Genomic DNA, 15,109 nt, shown 5'->3' on the forward strand with positions numbered 1-15,109 from the left:
TAAAAATATATCTCGATTATGAGAAGTTAGGTTATGAGATTAATAACGAGGGGAGCAGAGTCATGAAAAATATTTTAAAGGCAGTAATAAAAGGCGGGATGAAATTTATTCTTTCCTTGTATCTTGTAAAGATTTTTATAGGAGAGTATTTCAATATTTTCAGAAAGAAACGACTATATAAAGATATTGAACTTGGTGTCCAGCAGGAAAAGGAAGTACAGCATTTCTGGAAGAGACATTACGGAAGAAAGATATCGACGAGATGGCACAGACTATATCAGAGTTACAACGGTGCATATAACAAGAAATATTTTCCGGAAATAATATTTACGACAAAACTTGAACGAAAGCTCAATAATAGAGAAATCGCAAAAATCATCAGTGATAAAAGTCTTTATCCGATTTACTATAAAGACATTGAAAACGTGCGGTTGCCGGATACTTATTTGATTAACAACAGTGGCATCTACTATAGCGGGGACAGAAAAATCATCAATCACGACGGGGCGATGGAAATACTTAAAAACATCGGAGAATGCATCATCAAACCGACATTGGATTCAAGCTCCGGAGATTCTGTTCATCTCTTTAACTTTAAGGGAGGCATCGACATTAAATCAGGAAAACCAGTTGCTGAAATATTAGAAGGATACAATCAAAATTTCCTCGTCCAGGAAAGAATCATACCCAGTTCGAAGATGAGTGAACTTTATCCGCATTCAGTAAATACTTTAAGAGTCATCACTTACTTAATCGATGATCATGTCGATCATGCACCGGTGACTTTGAGCATGGGAAGAGCTGGGAATCATGTAGATAATATTCAGGCGGGAGGCGTATCTGTAGCCGTTTCCGATGAGGGCGAGCTGAATAGGGAAGGGTATACGCATTTCAAGGAAATTTTCCGCTATCACCCGGACACAGGTACTGTATTTAAAGATTTAAAGCTTTCAAAAGTGCCTGAAGTCATCAGAGCCGCAAAAGAAATGCATGAAAAAACACCGCATATGAGAATCATTTCATGGGATTTCACAATTGATTCGAATGAAAAAATCGTGTTGTTGGAAATCAACATCTTTGGCCAGTCCGTCTGGTTTCCACAAATGGTCAGCGGCAAGCCAATTTTCGGTGACAATACAGAAAAAATGATGCTGCTAAGCAAATAACGAAAAGGGGGGAAATCAGTATGGTTGATTCATTGAATCTCGAGGCTGTTCTAAAGATTTTGCGGAAAAATGCATTTATGATTATTGCTTTAACGTTGTTAACAGGATTTTTCATGGCTCTAGTGACCTTCTTTTTATTAACACCAAAATATGAAGCAGAAACTCAAATACTCGTCAGTCAACCGGAAAATGCAGAAACTTTGAATAACCAGGGCATTGAAACGAGTCTTCAGCTGATTACGACATACAGAGACATCATCCTCAGTCCGATCATATTGGAAGAGGTGATTAATAATTTGGATCTGAACATGCCAATCAGAGATTTGTCCGAGCAGATCACTGTTTCAAATGAAGCTCAGTCACAGGTAATTACTGTCACTGTTACAGATGACAGTATCGGGGATGCGATAGTCATTGCAGATGAGATAGCTGATGTATTTCAAGAACAGGTCATTGAAATCATGGAGGTAGATAACGTATCTGTCCTTGCACCGGCAAGTTTGGAGGCGGATACATCTCCAGTTGCTCCAGATTCTTTCATCAATATAACATTGGGTCTTGTTGTCGGCCTGATGGCAGGTGTGACACTTGCATTTGGACGTTCATTCTTTGATAAATCAGTCAGGAATGAAGAGGATGTATCGAAACATTTATCTATACCTGTTATCGGTTCAATAGATAAGATAGAAAATTGAAAAGGCGTGGTGATACACATGGCAAAACGAAATAAAAAAGATACTTCAAGAAGAAGCCTGGTTGTCGGTACCAATCCGTCTTCGGTCGTAAGTGAACAATTTCGAAGTATACGGACCAACATAATGTATGCTGGAGTCGGGAAGGATATTACTTCGGTACTATTCACTTCGGATACACCAGTTGCAGGAAAGTCCACTGTCGCTGCCAATATGGCTGTTGCATATGCACAGGCTGGAAAAAAGACATTATTGCTCGATGCTGATTTGAGACGGCCGACCAGCCATCATACATTTGAAGTTACAAATAAGGTTGGGCTTTCCACTGCGATAGTCAACGAGATACCAGTCAGTCAGGTAATCAGTAAGACAAACTTTAATAATTTGGACTTACTGACTTCTGGTCCTGTTCCGCCGAACCCGGCAGAATTGTTATCTGTATCAAAATTTGATGCAATCATGATTCATCTGAAGACCGAGTATGACATGGTAATCATTGATTCTCCGCCGATACTTTCAGTGACGGATGCACAACTATTAAGCAAAAATGTAGATGGCGTCATTCTGGTCACGAATGTGGAGAAAAACAACAGGGATCGATTAAATGAAGCAATCGAACTTTTGAGGAAATCCAGTGCGAATATCATTGGTATTGTGTTGAACCAGCGGATGAAAAAGTCTAAGAAAGAAGATTATCGTTATTTCTATCAAGCATCAGCAGACGCTTGATTAATATATGATGTAAATGTAACAGGGGAAACTATGGGTGATTCATGTTTTTAAAAAGATATTACTTAAAGGAAGGAGAAGAATAGATTGTAAAAATAGAATTATGAAAGTAGAGGGTAATATGGGGGCTAAAAAAAGATACTTTTTCTTCGTGTTCATCGATTCACTTATCGTAACGCTATCTTTATTTATCGGCTACTACATTCTTATACCATATTTTTCAGAGTATTCATTGGCAGTGCTGGGTATTGCAGCGTTCATCATCCTAATCTGTCATCACATCTTTGCCTATATTTTCAATCTGTATCACAGAGCATGGGTGCATGCGAGTGTCAGAGAACTGGTTGCAGTGACAAAATCCGTGACTGCAACGATGATAGCCGCACCGATACTCATATATCTACTGATTGATATGACATTTTTCAGATTAATATTAATTACATGGATGATGCATCTCATACTGATCGGTGGTTCAAGATTGTCATGGAAATTGATTCATTACCAGTTCAAAGGTAAACGGACAAATGGAAAAGGCATGAAAAGAACTTTGGTCGTCGGTGCAGGTAGAGGGGGAACGCTTCTCATCAGGCAGATGCTTACCAATAAAAAAATGGGCATGCATCCGGTCGTCATCGTGGACGACAACCCTGTATTGAAAAATATGGAGGTTGCAGGAGGAGTGCGAGTTGAGGGGACAAGAGACGATATTGAGCAGCTGGTCCATAAATATGCAATTCAAAAGGTGGTGGTTGCCATACCATCATTGAGTAAAACGGAATTGAGGAAAATTCATGAGATAGCGAATATCGATGGTGTAGAAGTGATGACTATGCCAAACATTGAAGATGTACTTTCAGGACGGCTCAAAGTGAATATGCTGAAACATGTAGAAGTAGAGGATCTGCTTGGACGGGAACCGGTAGAGCTTGATGTTGTCGGGATAGAAGGTCAGGTGAATGACAAGACGATTTTAGTTACGGGGGCCGGGGGGAGCATCGGATCTGAAATTGTCCGTCAGATTGCAAGATTCAGACCGCGAACCATATTGCTTCTGGGTCATGGTGAGAACAGTATTTATACAATCCTCGAAGAAGTGCTGGAGAACAATCAAGAAAACATAAAATATATTCCTATCATTGCAGATGTCCAGAATCGTAAACGTATGTTTGAAGTGTTCGATAAATATAAGCCGGATATCGTCTATCATGCCGCCGCACATAAACACGTACCGATGATGGAATATAACCCGGTCGAAGCGGTACGCAATAATGTCGTCGGTACAAAAAATACGGCAGAAGCTGCCTGTCATTACAAAACTAAAAAATTTGTAATGATTTCAACCGACAAAGCTGTCAATCCCCCCAATGTAATGGGGGCGACAAAACGTCTTGCAGAAATGATTGTGCAGGCGCTTGATAAAAATAATGAAGATACCACTCTGGTCGCAGTCAGATTTGGGAATGTACTCGGCAGTAATGGTTCTGTAGTACCAAAGTTTAAAAAACAGATTAAGCAGGGCGGACCTGTTACAGTGACTGACCCGAGAATGACAAGATATTTCATGACAATTCCAGAGGCATCCAGGCTGGTGATCCAGGCCGGTACGATTGCCGAGGGCGGTGAAATATTTGTTCTGGATATGGGTGAACCGGTAAAAATAGTCGATCTGGCTAAAAATATGATCCGGCTGAGTGGATTTAATGAAGATGAAATTGGAATCGAGTTTGTCGGCATCAGGCCAGGTGAGAAACTTTATGAAGAATTGCTGAAAGAAAGTGAGATTCATCCAGAGCAGGTTTATGAAAAAATATACAGAGGCAGAGTATCAGAATCATCATTGTCAGTAATAGAAGAGAAGATAAACCTTTTCTTAAGTATCAACGAGCAGGAATTGAAAGAAATTCTCATCAATTTTGTATGTCAGGAAAAAGAGGTAGAGGAAAGGCTTGATCAAGTCCGTGCAAGCTGAAATTATGAATATTGTCTAGGTGTGATAGGGAGTAGAAATGCAAGCGGGTAAGGGGGTGTCGATGGGAATGAAGATGATACAGGGGGTTACTTCGTATTTGACTGTAGTTTTCATCAAAGACCAGGTTGATTTTATAAGGGATAACGGTTATGAAGTGAAAGTCGTCTGCAATAAAGACTTCGAATCGCCTTACGAAGGGCTTGAGGTGGAACATATACCGTTTGAAAGAGAAATCAGCCCTTTCAAAGATATAAAAACATTATTTCAACTGAGTAAATATTTGAGGAAAGAGAATCCGGATATCATACATTTCAGTACGCCCAAAGCGGGATTATTGGGGATGACTGCAGGATTTATATGCGGCATCAGAACACGAATATATATGATAAGGGGTCTGCGTCTAGAAACAGTGACTGGACTAAAAAAAATGATACTCAATACAACAGAGAAAATCGCATGTACTTTCAGTACGCATGTCATGGTCATTTCAGACAGCATGGAGCATGAAGTCATACGGCGGAACTTAACTCGGAAAAGTAAAATTGTAAGGATAGGCAGAGGGAGCAGCAGTGGTATCGATTTGAACAGATTCAATCCGTCAAATATTGATGACCAGCACTTAAATGGATTACAGGAAAAACTGGAGATTCATGACAAGGACTTCATCATAGGGTATGCCGGCCGTCTGACTAAGGACAAAGGCATCGATCTACTCATAGAATCTTTTCAAAAGTTGTATAAGGTGAACGGTGGTTTGAAATTACTTCTCATTGGAGATTTTGAGAGCAGTGATCCTTTGAAACAAGAAAATGCTGATCTCATCCATCAACACCGGGATATCATCTATGTACCTTATACGGACGGAATGGATTATTACTACAGCTTGATGGATTTATTCATCCTGCCGACCTACCGGGAAGGATTTTCAAATGTCAGTATCGAGGCTCAAAGTATGGGGGTGCCAGTGGTGACATTTGATTCTACAGGTGCAAGTGACACAGTAGAACACGGGAAAACAGGTTTGATCACTGAAAGTAAGTCCGTGGACGGACTTGTCAAAGCGATTGATGAGTTGATGAAAAATGATGCAAAAAGAAAAGAGATGGCAAGCGTTTCAAGGGAATTCATCGCTGAAAATTTTGATAGAGATATCATGCATCGGAAATTTCTGGATTTTTATGACAGCATCTGTAAACAGGGGGATGAAAATGCTGAAAAAGATCAAAACATTCAAAGTACATGACATATATTATAAGTCGCCGATATTCATACAGCATGTTATGACCAGCGCATACGGATATAAGCTGAAAAGGGAAAGATACAGAAAGATTTATCAAAATGCACTTAAAAAGTATGTTAAAGGAGATTTTGACAAAGAACAGAAACTGATACACTTTATGAATCATTTAAAGGATAACATCGCGGCTTATCAAAACATTGAAGTGGATGAAGATGATATTATGAAAAGTTTTTTCAAACTGCCGTTCACTGTGAAGAACGAATTAAGAAATGAGCTGGAGGAGCGCTCGTGGAAGGAAGGGATCATACGGATATCCAGGACGAGCGGGACAACCGGTGCCAACCTCATTGTCTATGACTCGGAATATGATCGTGAGGAACGCATGGCTTATCTTGATTACATTAAATATATTAATGGTGTGATGCCATTTTCAAAACGTGCTTCATTTACCGGGCAGGAGCTCACGCCGGTCGATCATAAAGATAAAATGTGGCGGTACAACCATCCAATGCGTCAAATGTTATATTCCACAGGCTGCATGAGACCTGATAATGTCGGGAAAATATATGAAAGTCTGAAGCGTTTCAAACCCGTATCTTTTGACGGTATGCCTTATTCGATGCATATGGTGGCACAGTATATCCTCAAAAATGATATTAAAGTTGATTGGGATGTTAAAGCGATATTCCCGACCGCAGAGACTTTGTTGCCATATATTAAAAAAGATTTGGAAAAGGCATTTAATACGGTCGTCATCGATCAGTACTCAAGTGCGGAAGGGGCACCATTCATATACGGCACCCGGGACGGCGGTTATAAAATTGGTGATGAGACCGGTCTTGTGGAGTTCTATAAAGTTTCAGGCCGGATATATGAAGGGGTAATGACAAGTTTCATCAATTATGCGACACCGATTGTACGGTATAAAATAGGCGATCTTTTTGAAGTCGACTCTGATAGGGAATACTTCAATTCATTTGAAGCAGACTTCAACATCGTGAAAATCATGGGAAAAGAAGCGGATTACCTATATCATACTGATGGACATAAGGTAATGACTAATATTGTTATGTTCCTTATGGACGGTCATGAAGAGGTTATAGTCCAGGCTCAGTTCATCCAGAAGGCCATGAATGAATTTGTGGTGAATATCGTAAAAGACAGTGGTTATACCGACATGGAGGAACGACAGATAAGAGAGAGAATGTACCGGATGCTCGGGGAAGATATTCAAATCACTTTCAACTATACAAATAATATTTCAAAAGAAAAAAGCGGTAAAGTAAGATTCATCATAAATGAAGTAGGTGATGTTGTTGCATAGAAAAGTGGGGGTAGTAGGTTTAGGTTATGTTGGTCTGCCGGTCGCTGTAGCATTCGGAAAATTGGACAGAGTGGTTGGATTTGATATCAACGAATCAAGAATTGAAGAACTGCAGAATGGATATGACAGAACAAGAGAGGTGGCCAGCAATGATTTAAAGAGCACGGACATCATGTTTACGACAAACAAAGAGGATTTGAAAGAAGCGGACTTCATCATTGTCTCGGTGCCGACTCCGATAAATATTCATAAACAGCCTGATTTGTTGCCACTTCACAAAGCCAGTGAAACAGTCGGGAGTATTTTGAAAAAAGGAATGATTGTCGTTTATGAATCAACGGTTTTTCCTGGAGCCACTGAAGAAGAATGCCTGCCGATTTTGGAAGCGTATTCAGGTTTGACGGGCGGAGTGGATTTTCATATCGGGTACTCACCGGAACGTATAAATCCGGGTGATGAAGTGAATACATTTGAAAATATCATTAAAGTCGTCAGTGGTCAGACTGATGAAGTGAGAAATGTTGTGGCTGAAGTTTATTCGACAGTTGTAAAAGCCGGGGTCTATGAAGCATCGAGTATAAAGGTGGCAGAATCTGCAAAGCTGATAGAAAATATCCAGCGTGATGTCAACATTGCTTTAATGAATGAACTTGCGGTTATATTTGAAATGGTCGGGGTCGATACGAAAGAAGTGTTGCAGACGGCGGAAACAAAATGGAACTTTTTAAAATTCTATCCCGGTCTGGTAGGCGGTCACTGCATCGGTGTCGATCCATATTATCTCACCCATAAAGCACAGTCACTCGGATATCATCCTGAAATGGTGTTAGCTGGGAGACGGATCAATGACAATATGGCAAAGTACATCTCACTGTCCATTGTGAAGGCGATGATTGAAAAAGGAATCGCGGTACGTGGTGCAACAATCAATATTCTGGGATTGACTTTTAAAGAGAACACACCTGATTTAAGGAATACAAAAGTCATAGAGCTGGTCGAAGAGCTGGAGGCATTTGGTTTTAACATCGTCGTCCATGATCCGCTGGCAGATGAAGAGGAAGCCAAATCTCTATATGATATTGATTTGGTAGAAAAAGAGTATCTTGGTGAAACCAATATACTTGTGTTTGCTGTCGGTCATAAAGAATATATAAGGAATCTCGGAGACTACATGAAACTATTGAATGATAATGGAATTGCCGTAGATATAAAAGGCATATTGGATGATGATTGTCTGACAGGCTATCAATCGATCTGGAGGCTGTAATTATGAAAAGAGCATTCGATTTAATCGTCTCAGTTACGGTACTGCTGCTTACTTTACCGTTGACAGGCATAATCGCAATTATTGTGATGTTGAAAATGGGCAGACCCGTGTTGTTCAAACAGAGAAGACCTGGTTTGTATGGTCAGCCATTTATTTTGTATAAATTTCGTACGATGACGGATGAGAAAGATGAACATGGACAGTTGCTGTCTGATACGGAGCGGTTGACTTCTTTTGGGATATTCATGCGTTCTTTAAGCCTTGATGAGCTGCCGCAGCTGCTCAATGTCATTAAAGGAGATTTGAGCTTAGTCGGTCCAAGACCGCTGCTTATGGATTATCTGGTGCTTTATAATGAGAAGCAGAAAAAAAGGCATACGGTTAAACCCGGTATTACCGGTTGGGCACAAGTCAATGGAAGAAATGCGATCACATGGGAAGAAAAATTTGAAATGGACGTATGGTATGCAGAAAACAGAACTTTTTTAACTGATATGAGAATCATTTTTATGACTGCTAAAAAAGTTATTGAGCGTGAAGGGATTACTGAAGAAGGGGAAAGTACAGCCACCGCATTTCAGGGGAATGATAAGACGGCTGTATAGAGACATTAGGTTATAAGGGCAAGGGGGCTAATTAATATGGGATTGGATAGGATATATTTATCATCTCCAAATATGGGTGGCAAGGAGCAAAATTATATTGAAGAAGCGTTTAAGAAAAATTGGATTGCACCGCTGGGTGAAAATGTTGATGAATTTGAAAAGGAAATTAAAGAATATACAGGTGCAAATGCAGCATGTGCCGTATCAAGTGGTACAGGAGCGATTCACCTTGCCTTGGATGTTCTGGGTGTTGGGAAGGGAGACATCGTCTTTTGTTCATCACTGACATTCGTAGCCAGTGCAAACCCGATTCTCTATCTGGGAGCGACACCAGTGTTCATCGATTCAGAGATGGAAAGTTGGAATATGTCACCGGCAGCATTGGAAAAAGCGTTAAAATTTCATAGGATGACGGATAGACTGCCAAAAGCGGTTGTCGTTGTAAATCTTTACGGCCAGTCTGCTAAAATGGATCAGATTTTAGAAATATGTCACAGATACAGTGTGGCTGTAGTCGAAGATGCTGCAGAATCACTCGGTGCCACATACCAGGGGCAGGCAAGCGGTACATTTGGAAAAATTGGCATATTTTCTTTTAACGGCAACAAGATAATTACCACTTCCGGAGGCGGCATGGTTGTCTCCGATGACGAGATTCTTGTTAAAAAAATATTTAAGAAAGCGACACAATCTAAAGAAGATACAATCCATTATGAACATTGCTCAGTAGGATATAATTATCGTCTGAGTAATATAAGTGCAGGGATCGGGCGTGGTCAGATGGAAGTGCTTGATGAGCGGATCAAACAGAAACGTAAAATATTCGAACGATATGTTGAAGGGTTGAGCGATATCATTGCAGTTGATTTCATGCCTGAAATCAAAGGTGCTTTCCATACCCGCTGGCTTACGACATTGACGATAGATCCCAGAAAAACGATTATCAGACCGAGAGATGTCATAACGCGCCTTGCAAAAAATAATATTGAGGCACGGCCGGTATGGAAACCGCTGCATCTTCAACCAATGTTTGAAAGCAATGCATATTTCGAAGAAGCCGGGGATAATTCCAAGTATCTATTTGCATACGGACTATGTCTGCCTTCGGATACGAACATGTCTGAAGAAGACGTAGACAGAGTTATTTTGTTATTCAGAGAGCTGCTGCCTGCAAGAAGAATTACAGCCTGAAACGGGCTAGCTCATTAGGGAGAGGTGTCAAGATATGACTCAAAACAGTATGGGTGCTGAACAGGGGACATTTAGAGAAAAACTTCTTGAACCGGAATTGATTGAACCTGCATTACACGATGATGCTGCTGTCACTAGAATAAGGGTGGCCAAGTTTAAAAGAAAAATGATGAGGAGTGTTTCAAACGACGGACCGGCTGAAGTGGATGCATTAGACATAAGAAATGAAAAGGAACCGGCACATTCATTAATGACTTATTTAAAAGTCATGGATCCTGCCAGGGATTCTGATGCCAGACAGAATATAGATGTTTACTTTACAAAGGAGTATGCCAAACTCAATGAACTGATTGAAAACGGGGAAGCCAAGTTTTTTGAGATCTGGAGCAAACATGGCCATGTTACCCACAGTGCCATCAAAAGGGAAATTCATACGACGATAGACGGTGAGAAATATTACGATCTGATTTCACCGTACGGATATGGCGGACCGGTCGTCCACAGTCATACCGATTTAAATAAAATCACATCCGAATTCAATGAATGTTTCAAACTGTATTGCCATAATAATAATATCGTTTCAGAATTTATCAGGTTTCATCCTGTTGAGCAGAATCAGTTGGATTTCAAAGATATATACGATACCACATATATGAGGAAAACTGTGGGCACCGACTTTAAAAAATTTGAGGATACATTCCAGAATGAATTCTCAAGGACTGCCCGGACGAAAATAAGGAAACGGCTCAGAGATGACCGGTTTTCATTTCACGTTGAAAAAGGTTTTGCAGATATAGAAACATTCATCGACATTTATAACACGACGATGGAACGTCATAATGCGGGACAGTTCTATTACTTCAACAAAGAATATTTCTATGCGTTGAAAGATAAGTTCCATGATGACATTTTGACCATCAGTGTAAAATTTGAAGATGAAATCATTGCCATGGGGCTTTATTTCTTATCGGGAGACATCATTCATGATCATTTGAACGGGACGAAGCCTGAGCATTTGGAGCTTTCACCTGCCTATCTGCTGAAGTATGCTTCGATGAAATGGGGCGTGGAAAACGGATATTCCAAGATTCATTATGGGGGTGGAGTATCCAATGCTGAAGACGATCCTGTGCTTCATTTTAAAAAGCGTTTCAGCAAACATACAGAGTTCGATTTTTATATCGGCAAGAAGATTTGGAATGAGGAAGTATATGACAAGCTGTGTAAGATGAGGGGGATGGATAAAGACAGATCATTCTTCCCTGCCTACCGGTGAACAGACTGAGGTGGCCAAATGAAGATTAGAATCATTATCATTGTAATTTGCATCATTTTACTGTTCATCGTTTTGGCAATCATCGACAGTTTCAACCATAGTGCAACAGACGAACCGGTGGAAGCGGATGTCATCATCATGCTCGGGGGAGATCAGGGACGGTTGCAAAAAGCGGCTGAGCTATATCACTCAGGTTATGCTGATTATGTGATGATTTCACCGATCATGGATGAATTTTATTCACAGAGCAGAGGGTTTGCCAATGTACTCGGTATTCCGGATGAGGCAATCATTGAAGAAACTGAGGCAACCAGCACTTATACAAACGCCACCTTAACACTGGAGATGATGGAGGAACTTGAAATGGACAGTGCTGTAGTTGTCACAAGCGACTGGCATTTAAAACGTTCAAAAATGATTTTTGAAAGGGTCAATGAGAATGATTTTGCTTTAACTTACGTTGCTGCGCTTAGTGATGAAGGGGAGAAGTGGCATGAAAGGTCATATGCCAGAATTCTCTGGTTCAGAGAATTTTACAAGATATGGGGCTACAGACTGGGACTGTACAAATTTATAGATATACCAGATTAGAAGAGTCAAAGAGTGTGCAGTGCATTTTGAAAGAAGTTGGTGATGACCGTGATTTCTTATCAAACTATGAATGATCATCTGAACAAAGTCGAACTGCCGCAGACGATTGAACAAGTATTAGATTCCAAATTTGATTTCACGAATGGAGAAATGGAATTTATCATTGGTGCCAACAAGTTTTTGAGAGAGTATGCTGGATATGAAAATTATAAGGTGAAGAAAGTCTACTGCATCGGAACATGCCTGTTCAATTTCACGCGAGTCGGGCTGTACTTTCTGCTGGATAATGAAATTGTGACGGTCAGCACATCTAATTTAAAAGAGATGAACGGTGCCGAACCCGACTGGCGGATCAATCATTTTCCTTTTGTAGTGATTGAAGCCCTCGATCTCGAGATGGTTGAAAATATCATTAATAAGAAATATGAGTCAGGGATACTCTATGTGAAAGTGAGAAATCATAAGGGGGTCAGCCGAACCCATGTACTTCACAACATAAATCCCGAACATATCGAATGCTTCAGAGATTTTTACTCAAACATCATGAATAACAGGAGAATAAGGGGTGCCTGAATATAAAGTTATAAATGTCAAAATTATGTACCAAAATCGGCCCTTAACTGTTAGATAATGGGATATGATTAAGATAATGGATGGGCAGCTTTTCAGATGCCAACAATCTGCGGAGCTGTCGATTTTTATTATAAGGAAGGGTTAGATGTAATGAAAAACTTTTTGTTGGGTCTCATTGCATTTGCGTTATTGGGTATATTTTTATTTTTAGGGGTTATTATATTCAGTTCTGACTCAAATAATGAAGTTGCAGAAATACCAGCTGAAGATACAGCTTCTGCTGAAACTTCTGAAGACGATGAAAGTCCTGAAAAAATTGAAGAAACAAGTTCCGATAATGAAGAAGCAAGGGAAGTAATTTCTGAAAAAGATGAGGAAGAAAATCTTCCAGCAGTAAAAAGTGATGATGAAACCTTAGATGCGGTTCAATTGGAACAGAAGTTACTAGAGCAGGATGTTGTCGTAGAAAATACTCAATATCTGATACAGGATACTGAGTATAAGGCGCTTTATCCTGACATGCTGTCAACTGTTATCAAAAACAATTCTGATACTGACATCAATAATATCACTTATGGTTATGTGGCCTGGGATGACAACGGTCTGCCAATCCGAATTCAGGGCGATTGGGATTTCAGCGGTGGTTCCTATCTATATACGGGTACGGGAGAAAGTGTAAATATAGCACCAGGAGAAACTCATGGCAGAAACTATGGATTCGAACTCACTGAAGAAATGGATGCGATACATTCCATTAAATCGATTGTAGTCGAATATGAAGGATTTAATGGAGAAAAGTTTGAAAACCCGTTATTGGATGACTTCTCAAAAATTTACGAAGGAAAACGACTTGCCGATATTGAAGGACATGAAGAAACTATATTCAATAGGTTTGAATCTACATCAAGAACAACACAATCAAGTGATGGCAGTGATTCTGATGACAGCAGCAGAAGAGAAGCAGAGATATTTATCACTGACTACTTATACTCTTTGGAAGAAGCTTATGCTTTAGGTGACTTTTCAATAATTGAAAGTGATTTAGTACCAAGGTCGGGAGCTTACAATCAGATGAGAGAAAATGTGCTAAATGATTATTTTCCAAATCTGACTATTTATTCTGTAGAAGTTGTGGAATATACTGAATCCGGCAATAATATTTATGTTGAAGTATTGTCTGAACGAACAAATGATAATTTAGATCAAATTTATGAATATAGAACAGGTTATAATATAATATTCGAAGATGGGTCATGGAAGATAGAAAAATTCACTGATTTGTAGAGTGTCTCATTGAAATTTATGTTTATCAATATTATATTGAAGGCATTTATATAAGAGGGTGGTAAACATGAAAAAAGAAGAAATCTGGAAGAAAATCGAAAAAATTTTTGAAACGCTAGAGAGAGGGATTGTATCCACTGCTTATGACAATGTCCCCTACAGCCGTTATATGCTTCTCTATAACGATGGTAAAAACCTTTATGCAAAAACAATAGCGGAATCGGTAAACGTCGATAAAATCGAAAAGAATAATCTTTCTTACATTATACTCGGGTACGATGCTGAGAGCGAGTCCAGCTATTTGGAGATTCTGGCAGAAACAGAAGTTGTCATGGAACAGGATACAATCGACTGGCTGTGGAAGCGGGAAGATCATCAGCGTTTTGATCTGGAAGAGGAAGAGGTACTTATCGTCTTGAAGTTCATGCCAAAAGAGATTAAATTGATGAATGCGAATGATGAGATCGATAAACCGGAAGTTATTGAATTTAATGGATGAGCTATGAAGGAGATAGTGTTCCTGAGGGAATTGCTATCTTTTTTATTTCCAATAAGTGTGCATTTGAAGCGGTATGAACACTGTGATTAATGACAGTTCATAGAGGGAAAGATATTAATATCTACCATTATATTGTAAATGAAGGAGGATGGACGATGATATCCTATCCCACATTGAATGAATATCTCGACAGCATCATACTGCCCAAAAGCATTGAGGAAGTTTTGGAATATAAATATGAACTGGAAGGCAGGGAACTGCAGTTCATACTCAGCGCGAATGACTCTCTGAAAAAATATGCATACTATGAAAGTTACCGGTCGGAAAATGCACACTGCATGGGGACGTGTCTGATGAATTTCACACGCGTGGGGATATATTTCCTGCTCGAAAAAGAAATCGTCACAGTCAGTACGTCCAATTTCAATGAAGACGTTGAAAAGTTGGATTGGAAAGTGACCCACTATCCATTTAAGAAAATTATAGAGCTGGATCTCGAGTTCGCTGAAAATGGAGAGAAGACACATTACGAAACGGGTGTCCTCTATGTAAAGGTGATCGATGACAAAGATGTGGTGCGCACGCATGTGCTGCACAATATGAATCCAAGACATCTGCACTGTTTCAGAGATTTTCACAGTAACATCGTAAACAATGTAGATGTTCCCAACACTTGTAAAAAATGATATTTATTACAATCAGA

The 15,109-nt window shown here is 39.7% G+C and carries 15 protein-coding genes; all 15 read left to right on the forward strand.

The genetic code is table 11. The features are described from left to right. Window positions 1–62 precede the first annotated feature (62 nt). The 15 genes from ACY8DT_RS10675 to ACY8DT_RS10745 all read left to right on the forward strand — a co-directional run bounded on the left by ACY8DT_RS10675 (window position 63) and on the right by ACY8DT_RS10745 (window position 15,092). Window positions 63–1,166: a sugar-transfer associated ATP-grasp domain-containing protein gene (locus ACY8DT_RS10675; RefSeq protein ID WP_462420290.1), complete on the forward strand. Its 1,104-nt coding sequence runs from the start codon at window positions 63–65 to the stop codon at window positions 1,164–1,166. A gap of 20 nt (window positions 1,167–1,186) precedes the next feature. Further along, on the forward strand, window positions 1,187–1,861 hold the full coding sequence (locus tag ACY8DT_RS10680; RefSeq protein WP_462420291.1) for a YveK family protein: 675 nt from the start codon (window positions 1,187–1,189) through the stop codon (window positions 1,859–1,861). Between the two features lie 18 nt (window positions 1,862–1,879). Beyond that, the gene (locus tag ACY8DT_RS10685) at window positions 1,880–2,587 is read left to right on the forward strand and encodes a CpsD/CapB family tyrosine-protein kinase (protein WP_462420292.1); all 708 of its coding nucleotides are present in this window, start codon (window positions 1,880–1,882) and stop codon (window positions 2,585–2,587) included. Between the two features lie 121 nt (window positions 2,588–2,708). Beyond that, window positions 2,709–4,556, forward strand: a complete 1,848-nt coding sequence (locus ACY8DT_RS10690) for a polysaccharide biosynthesis protein (RefSeq protein WP_462420293.1) — start codon at window positions 2,709–2,711, stop codon at window positions 4,554–4,556. A gap of 67 nt (window positions 4,557–4,623) precedes the next feature. After that, window positions 4,624–5,799, forward strand: coding sequence for a glycosyltransferase family 4 protein (locus ACY8DT_RS10695; protein ID WP_462420294.1), 1,176 nt, complete (start codon window positions 4,624–4,626; stop codon window positions 5,797–5,799). Continuing rightward, window positions 5,765–7,120 (forward strand): phenylacetate--CoA ligase family protein, encoded by a 1,356-nt coding sequence (locus tag ACY8DT_RS10700; protein ID WP_462420295.1) that lies wholly within the window; start codon window positions 5,765–5,767, stop codon window positions 7,118–7,120. Before ACY8DT_RS10695 ends, ACY8DT_RS10700 begins: the two co-directional genes overlap by 35 nt. Further along, the gene (locus ACY8DT_RS10705; RefSeq protein ID WP_462420296.1) at window positions 7,113–8,387 is read left to right on the forward strand and encodes a nucleotide sugar dehydrogenase; all 1,275 of its coding nucleotides are present in this window, start codon (window positions 7,113–7,115) and stop codon (window positions 8,385–8,387) included. Before ACY8DT_RS10700 ends, ACY8DT_RS10705 begins: the two co-directional genes overlap by 8 nt. A 2-nt stretch (window positions 8,388–8,389) precedes the next feature. Then, complete coding sequence (locus tag ACY8DT_RS10710) at window positions 8,390–8,992, forward strand: sugar transferase (RefSeq protein ID WP_462420297.1); 603 nt, start codon at window positions 8,390–8,392, stop codon at window positions 8,990–8,992. A 36-nt stretch (window positions 8,993–9,028) separates the two neighbouring features. Next, window positions 9,029–10,183, forward strand: a complete 1,155-nt coding sequence (locus tag ACY8DT_RS10715) for a DegT/DnrJ/EryC1/StrS family aminotransferase (RefSeq protein ID WP_462420298.1) — start codon at window positions 9,029–9,031, stop codon at window positions 10,181–10,183. Window positions 10,184–10,217: 34 nt separating this feature from the next. After that, window positions 10,218–11,459: a GNAT family N-acetyltransferase gene (locus ACY8DT_RS10720; RefSeq protein WP_462420299.1), complete on the forward strand. Its 1,242-nt coding sequence runs from the start codon at window positions 10,218–10,220 to the stop codon at window positions 11,457–11,459. An 18-nt stretch (window positions 11,460–11,477) separates the two neighbouring features. Next, the gene (locus ACY8DT_RS10725; protein WP_462420300.1) at window positions 11,478–12,050 is read left to right on the forward strand and encodes a YdcF family protein; all 573 of its coding nucleotides are present in this window, start codon (window positions 11,478–11,480) and stop codon (window positions 12,048–12,050) included. A gap of 48 nt (window positions 12,051–12,098) precedes the next feature. After that, complete coding sequence (locus ACY8DT_RS10730) at window positions 12,099–12,623, forward strand: hypothetical protein (protein ID WP_462420301.1); 525 nt, start codon at window positions 12,099–12,101, stop codon at window positions 12,621–12,623. 96 nt (window positions 12,624–12,719) lie between these two features. Next, entirely contained in the window at window positions 12,720–13,907 is a 1,188-nt protein-coding gene (locus tag ACY8DT_RS10735; RefSeq protein ID WP_462420302.1) for a DUF5780 domain-containing protein, read from the forward strand. 67 nt (window positions 13,908–13,974) lie between these two features. Beyond that, window positions 13,975–14,406, forward strand: coding sequence for a pyridoxamine 5'-phosphate oxidase family protein (locus ACY8DT_RS10740; protein WP_462420303.1), 432 nt, complete (start codon window positions 13,975–13,977; stop codon window positions 14,404–14,406). Between the two features lie 155 nt (window positions 14,407–14,561). Then, complete coding sequence (locus ACY8DT_RS10745) at window positions 14,562–15,092, forward strand: hypothetical protein (protein ID WP_462420304.1); 531 nt, start codon at window positions 14,562–14,564, stop codon at window positions 15,090–15,092. Window positions 15,093–15,109 lie beyond the last annotated feature (17 nt).

The organism is Salinicoccus sp. Marseille-QA3875 (assembly GCF_054950095.1).

Coding starts and splice junctions, on each gene's coding strand:
- ACY8DT_RS10685 (WP_462420292.1), top strand. CDS start 1,880: ATGGCAAAACGAAATAAAAAAGATACTTCAAGAAGAAGCCTGGTTGTC.
- ACY8DT_RS10735 (WP_462420302.1), top strand. CDS start 12,720: ATGCCAACAATCTGCGGAGCTGTCGATTTTTATTATAAGGAAGGGTTA.
- ACY8DT_RS10675 (WP_462420290.1), top strand. CDS start 63: ATGAAAAATATTTTAAAGGCAGTAATAAAAGGCGGGATGAAATTTATT.
- ACY8DT_RS10740 (WP_462420303.1), top strand. CDS start 13,975: ATGAAAAAAGAAGAAATCTGGAAGAAAATCGAAAAAATTTTTGAAACG.
- ACY8DT_RS10690 (WP_462420293.1), top strand. CDS start 2,709: ATGGGGGCTAAAAAAAGATACTTTTTCTTCGTGTTCATCGATTCACTT.
- ACY8DT_RS10710 (WP_462420297.1), top strand. CDS start 8,390: ATGAAAAGAGCATTCGATTTAATCGTCTCAGTTACGGTACTGCTGCTT.
- ACY8DT_RS10700 (WP_462420295.1), top strand. CDS start 5,765: ATGCTGAAAAAGATCAAAACATTCAAAGTACATGACATATATTATAAG.
- ACY8DT_RS10720 (WP_462420299.1), top strand. CDS start 10,218: ATGACTCAAAACAGTATGGGTGCTGAACAGGGGACATTTAGAGAAAAA.
- ACY8DT_RS10695 (WP_462420294.1), top strand. CDS start 4,624: ATGAAGATGATACAGGGGGTTACTTCGTATTTGACTGTAGTTTTCATC.
- ACY8DT_RS10715 (WP_462420298.1), top strand. CDS start 9,029: ATGGGATTGGATAGGATATATTTATCATCTCCAAATATGGGTGGCAAG.
- ACY8DT_RS10725 (WP_462420300.1), top strand. CDS start 11,478: ATGAAGATTAGAATCATTATCATTGTAATTTGCATCATTTTACTGTTC.
- ACY8DT_RS10745 (WP_462420304.1), top strand. CDS start 14,562: ATGATATCCTATCCCACATTGAATGAATATCTCGACAGCATCATACTG.
- ACY8DT_RS10680 (WP_462420291.1), top strand. CDS start 1,187: ATGGTTGATTCATTGAATCTCGAGGCTGTTCTAAAGATTTTGCGGAAA.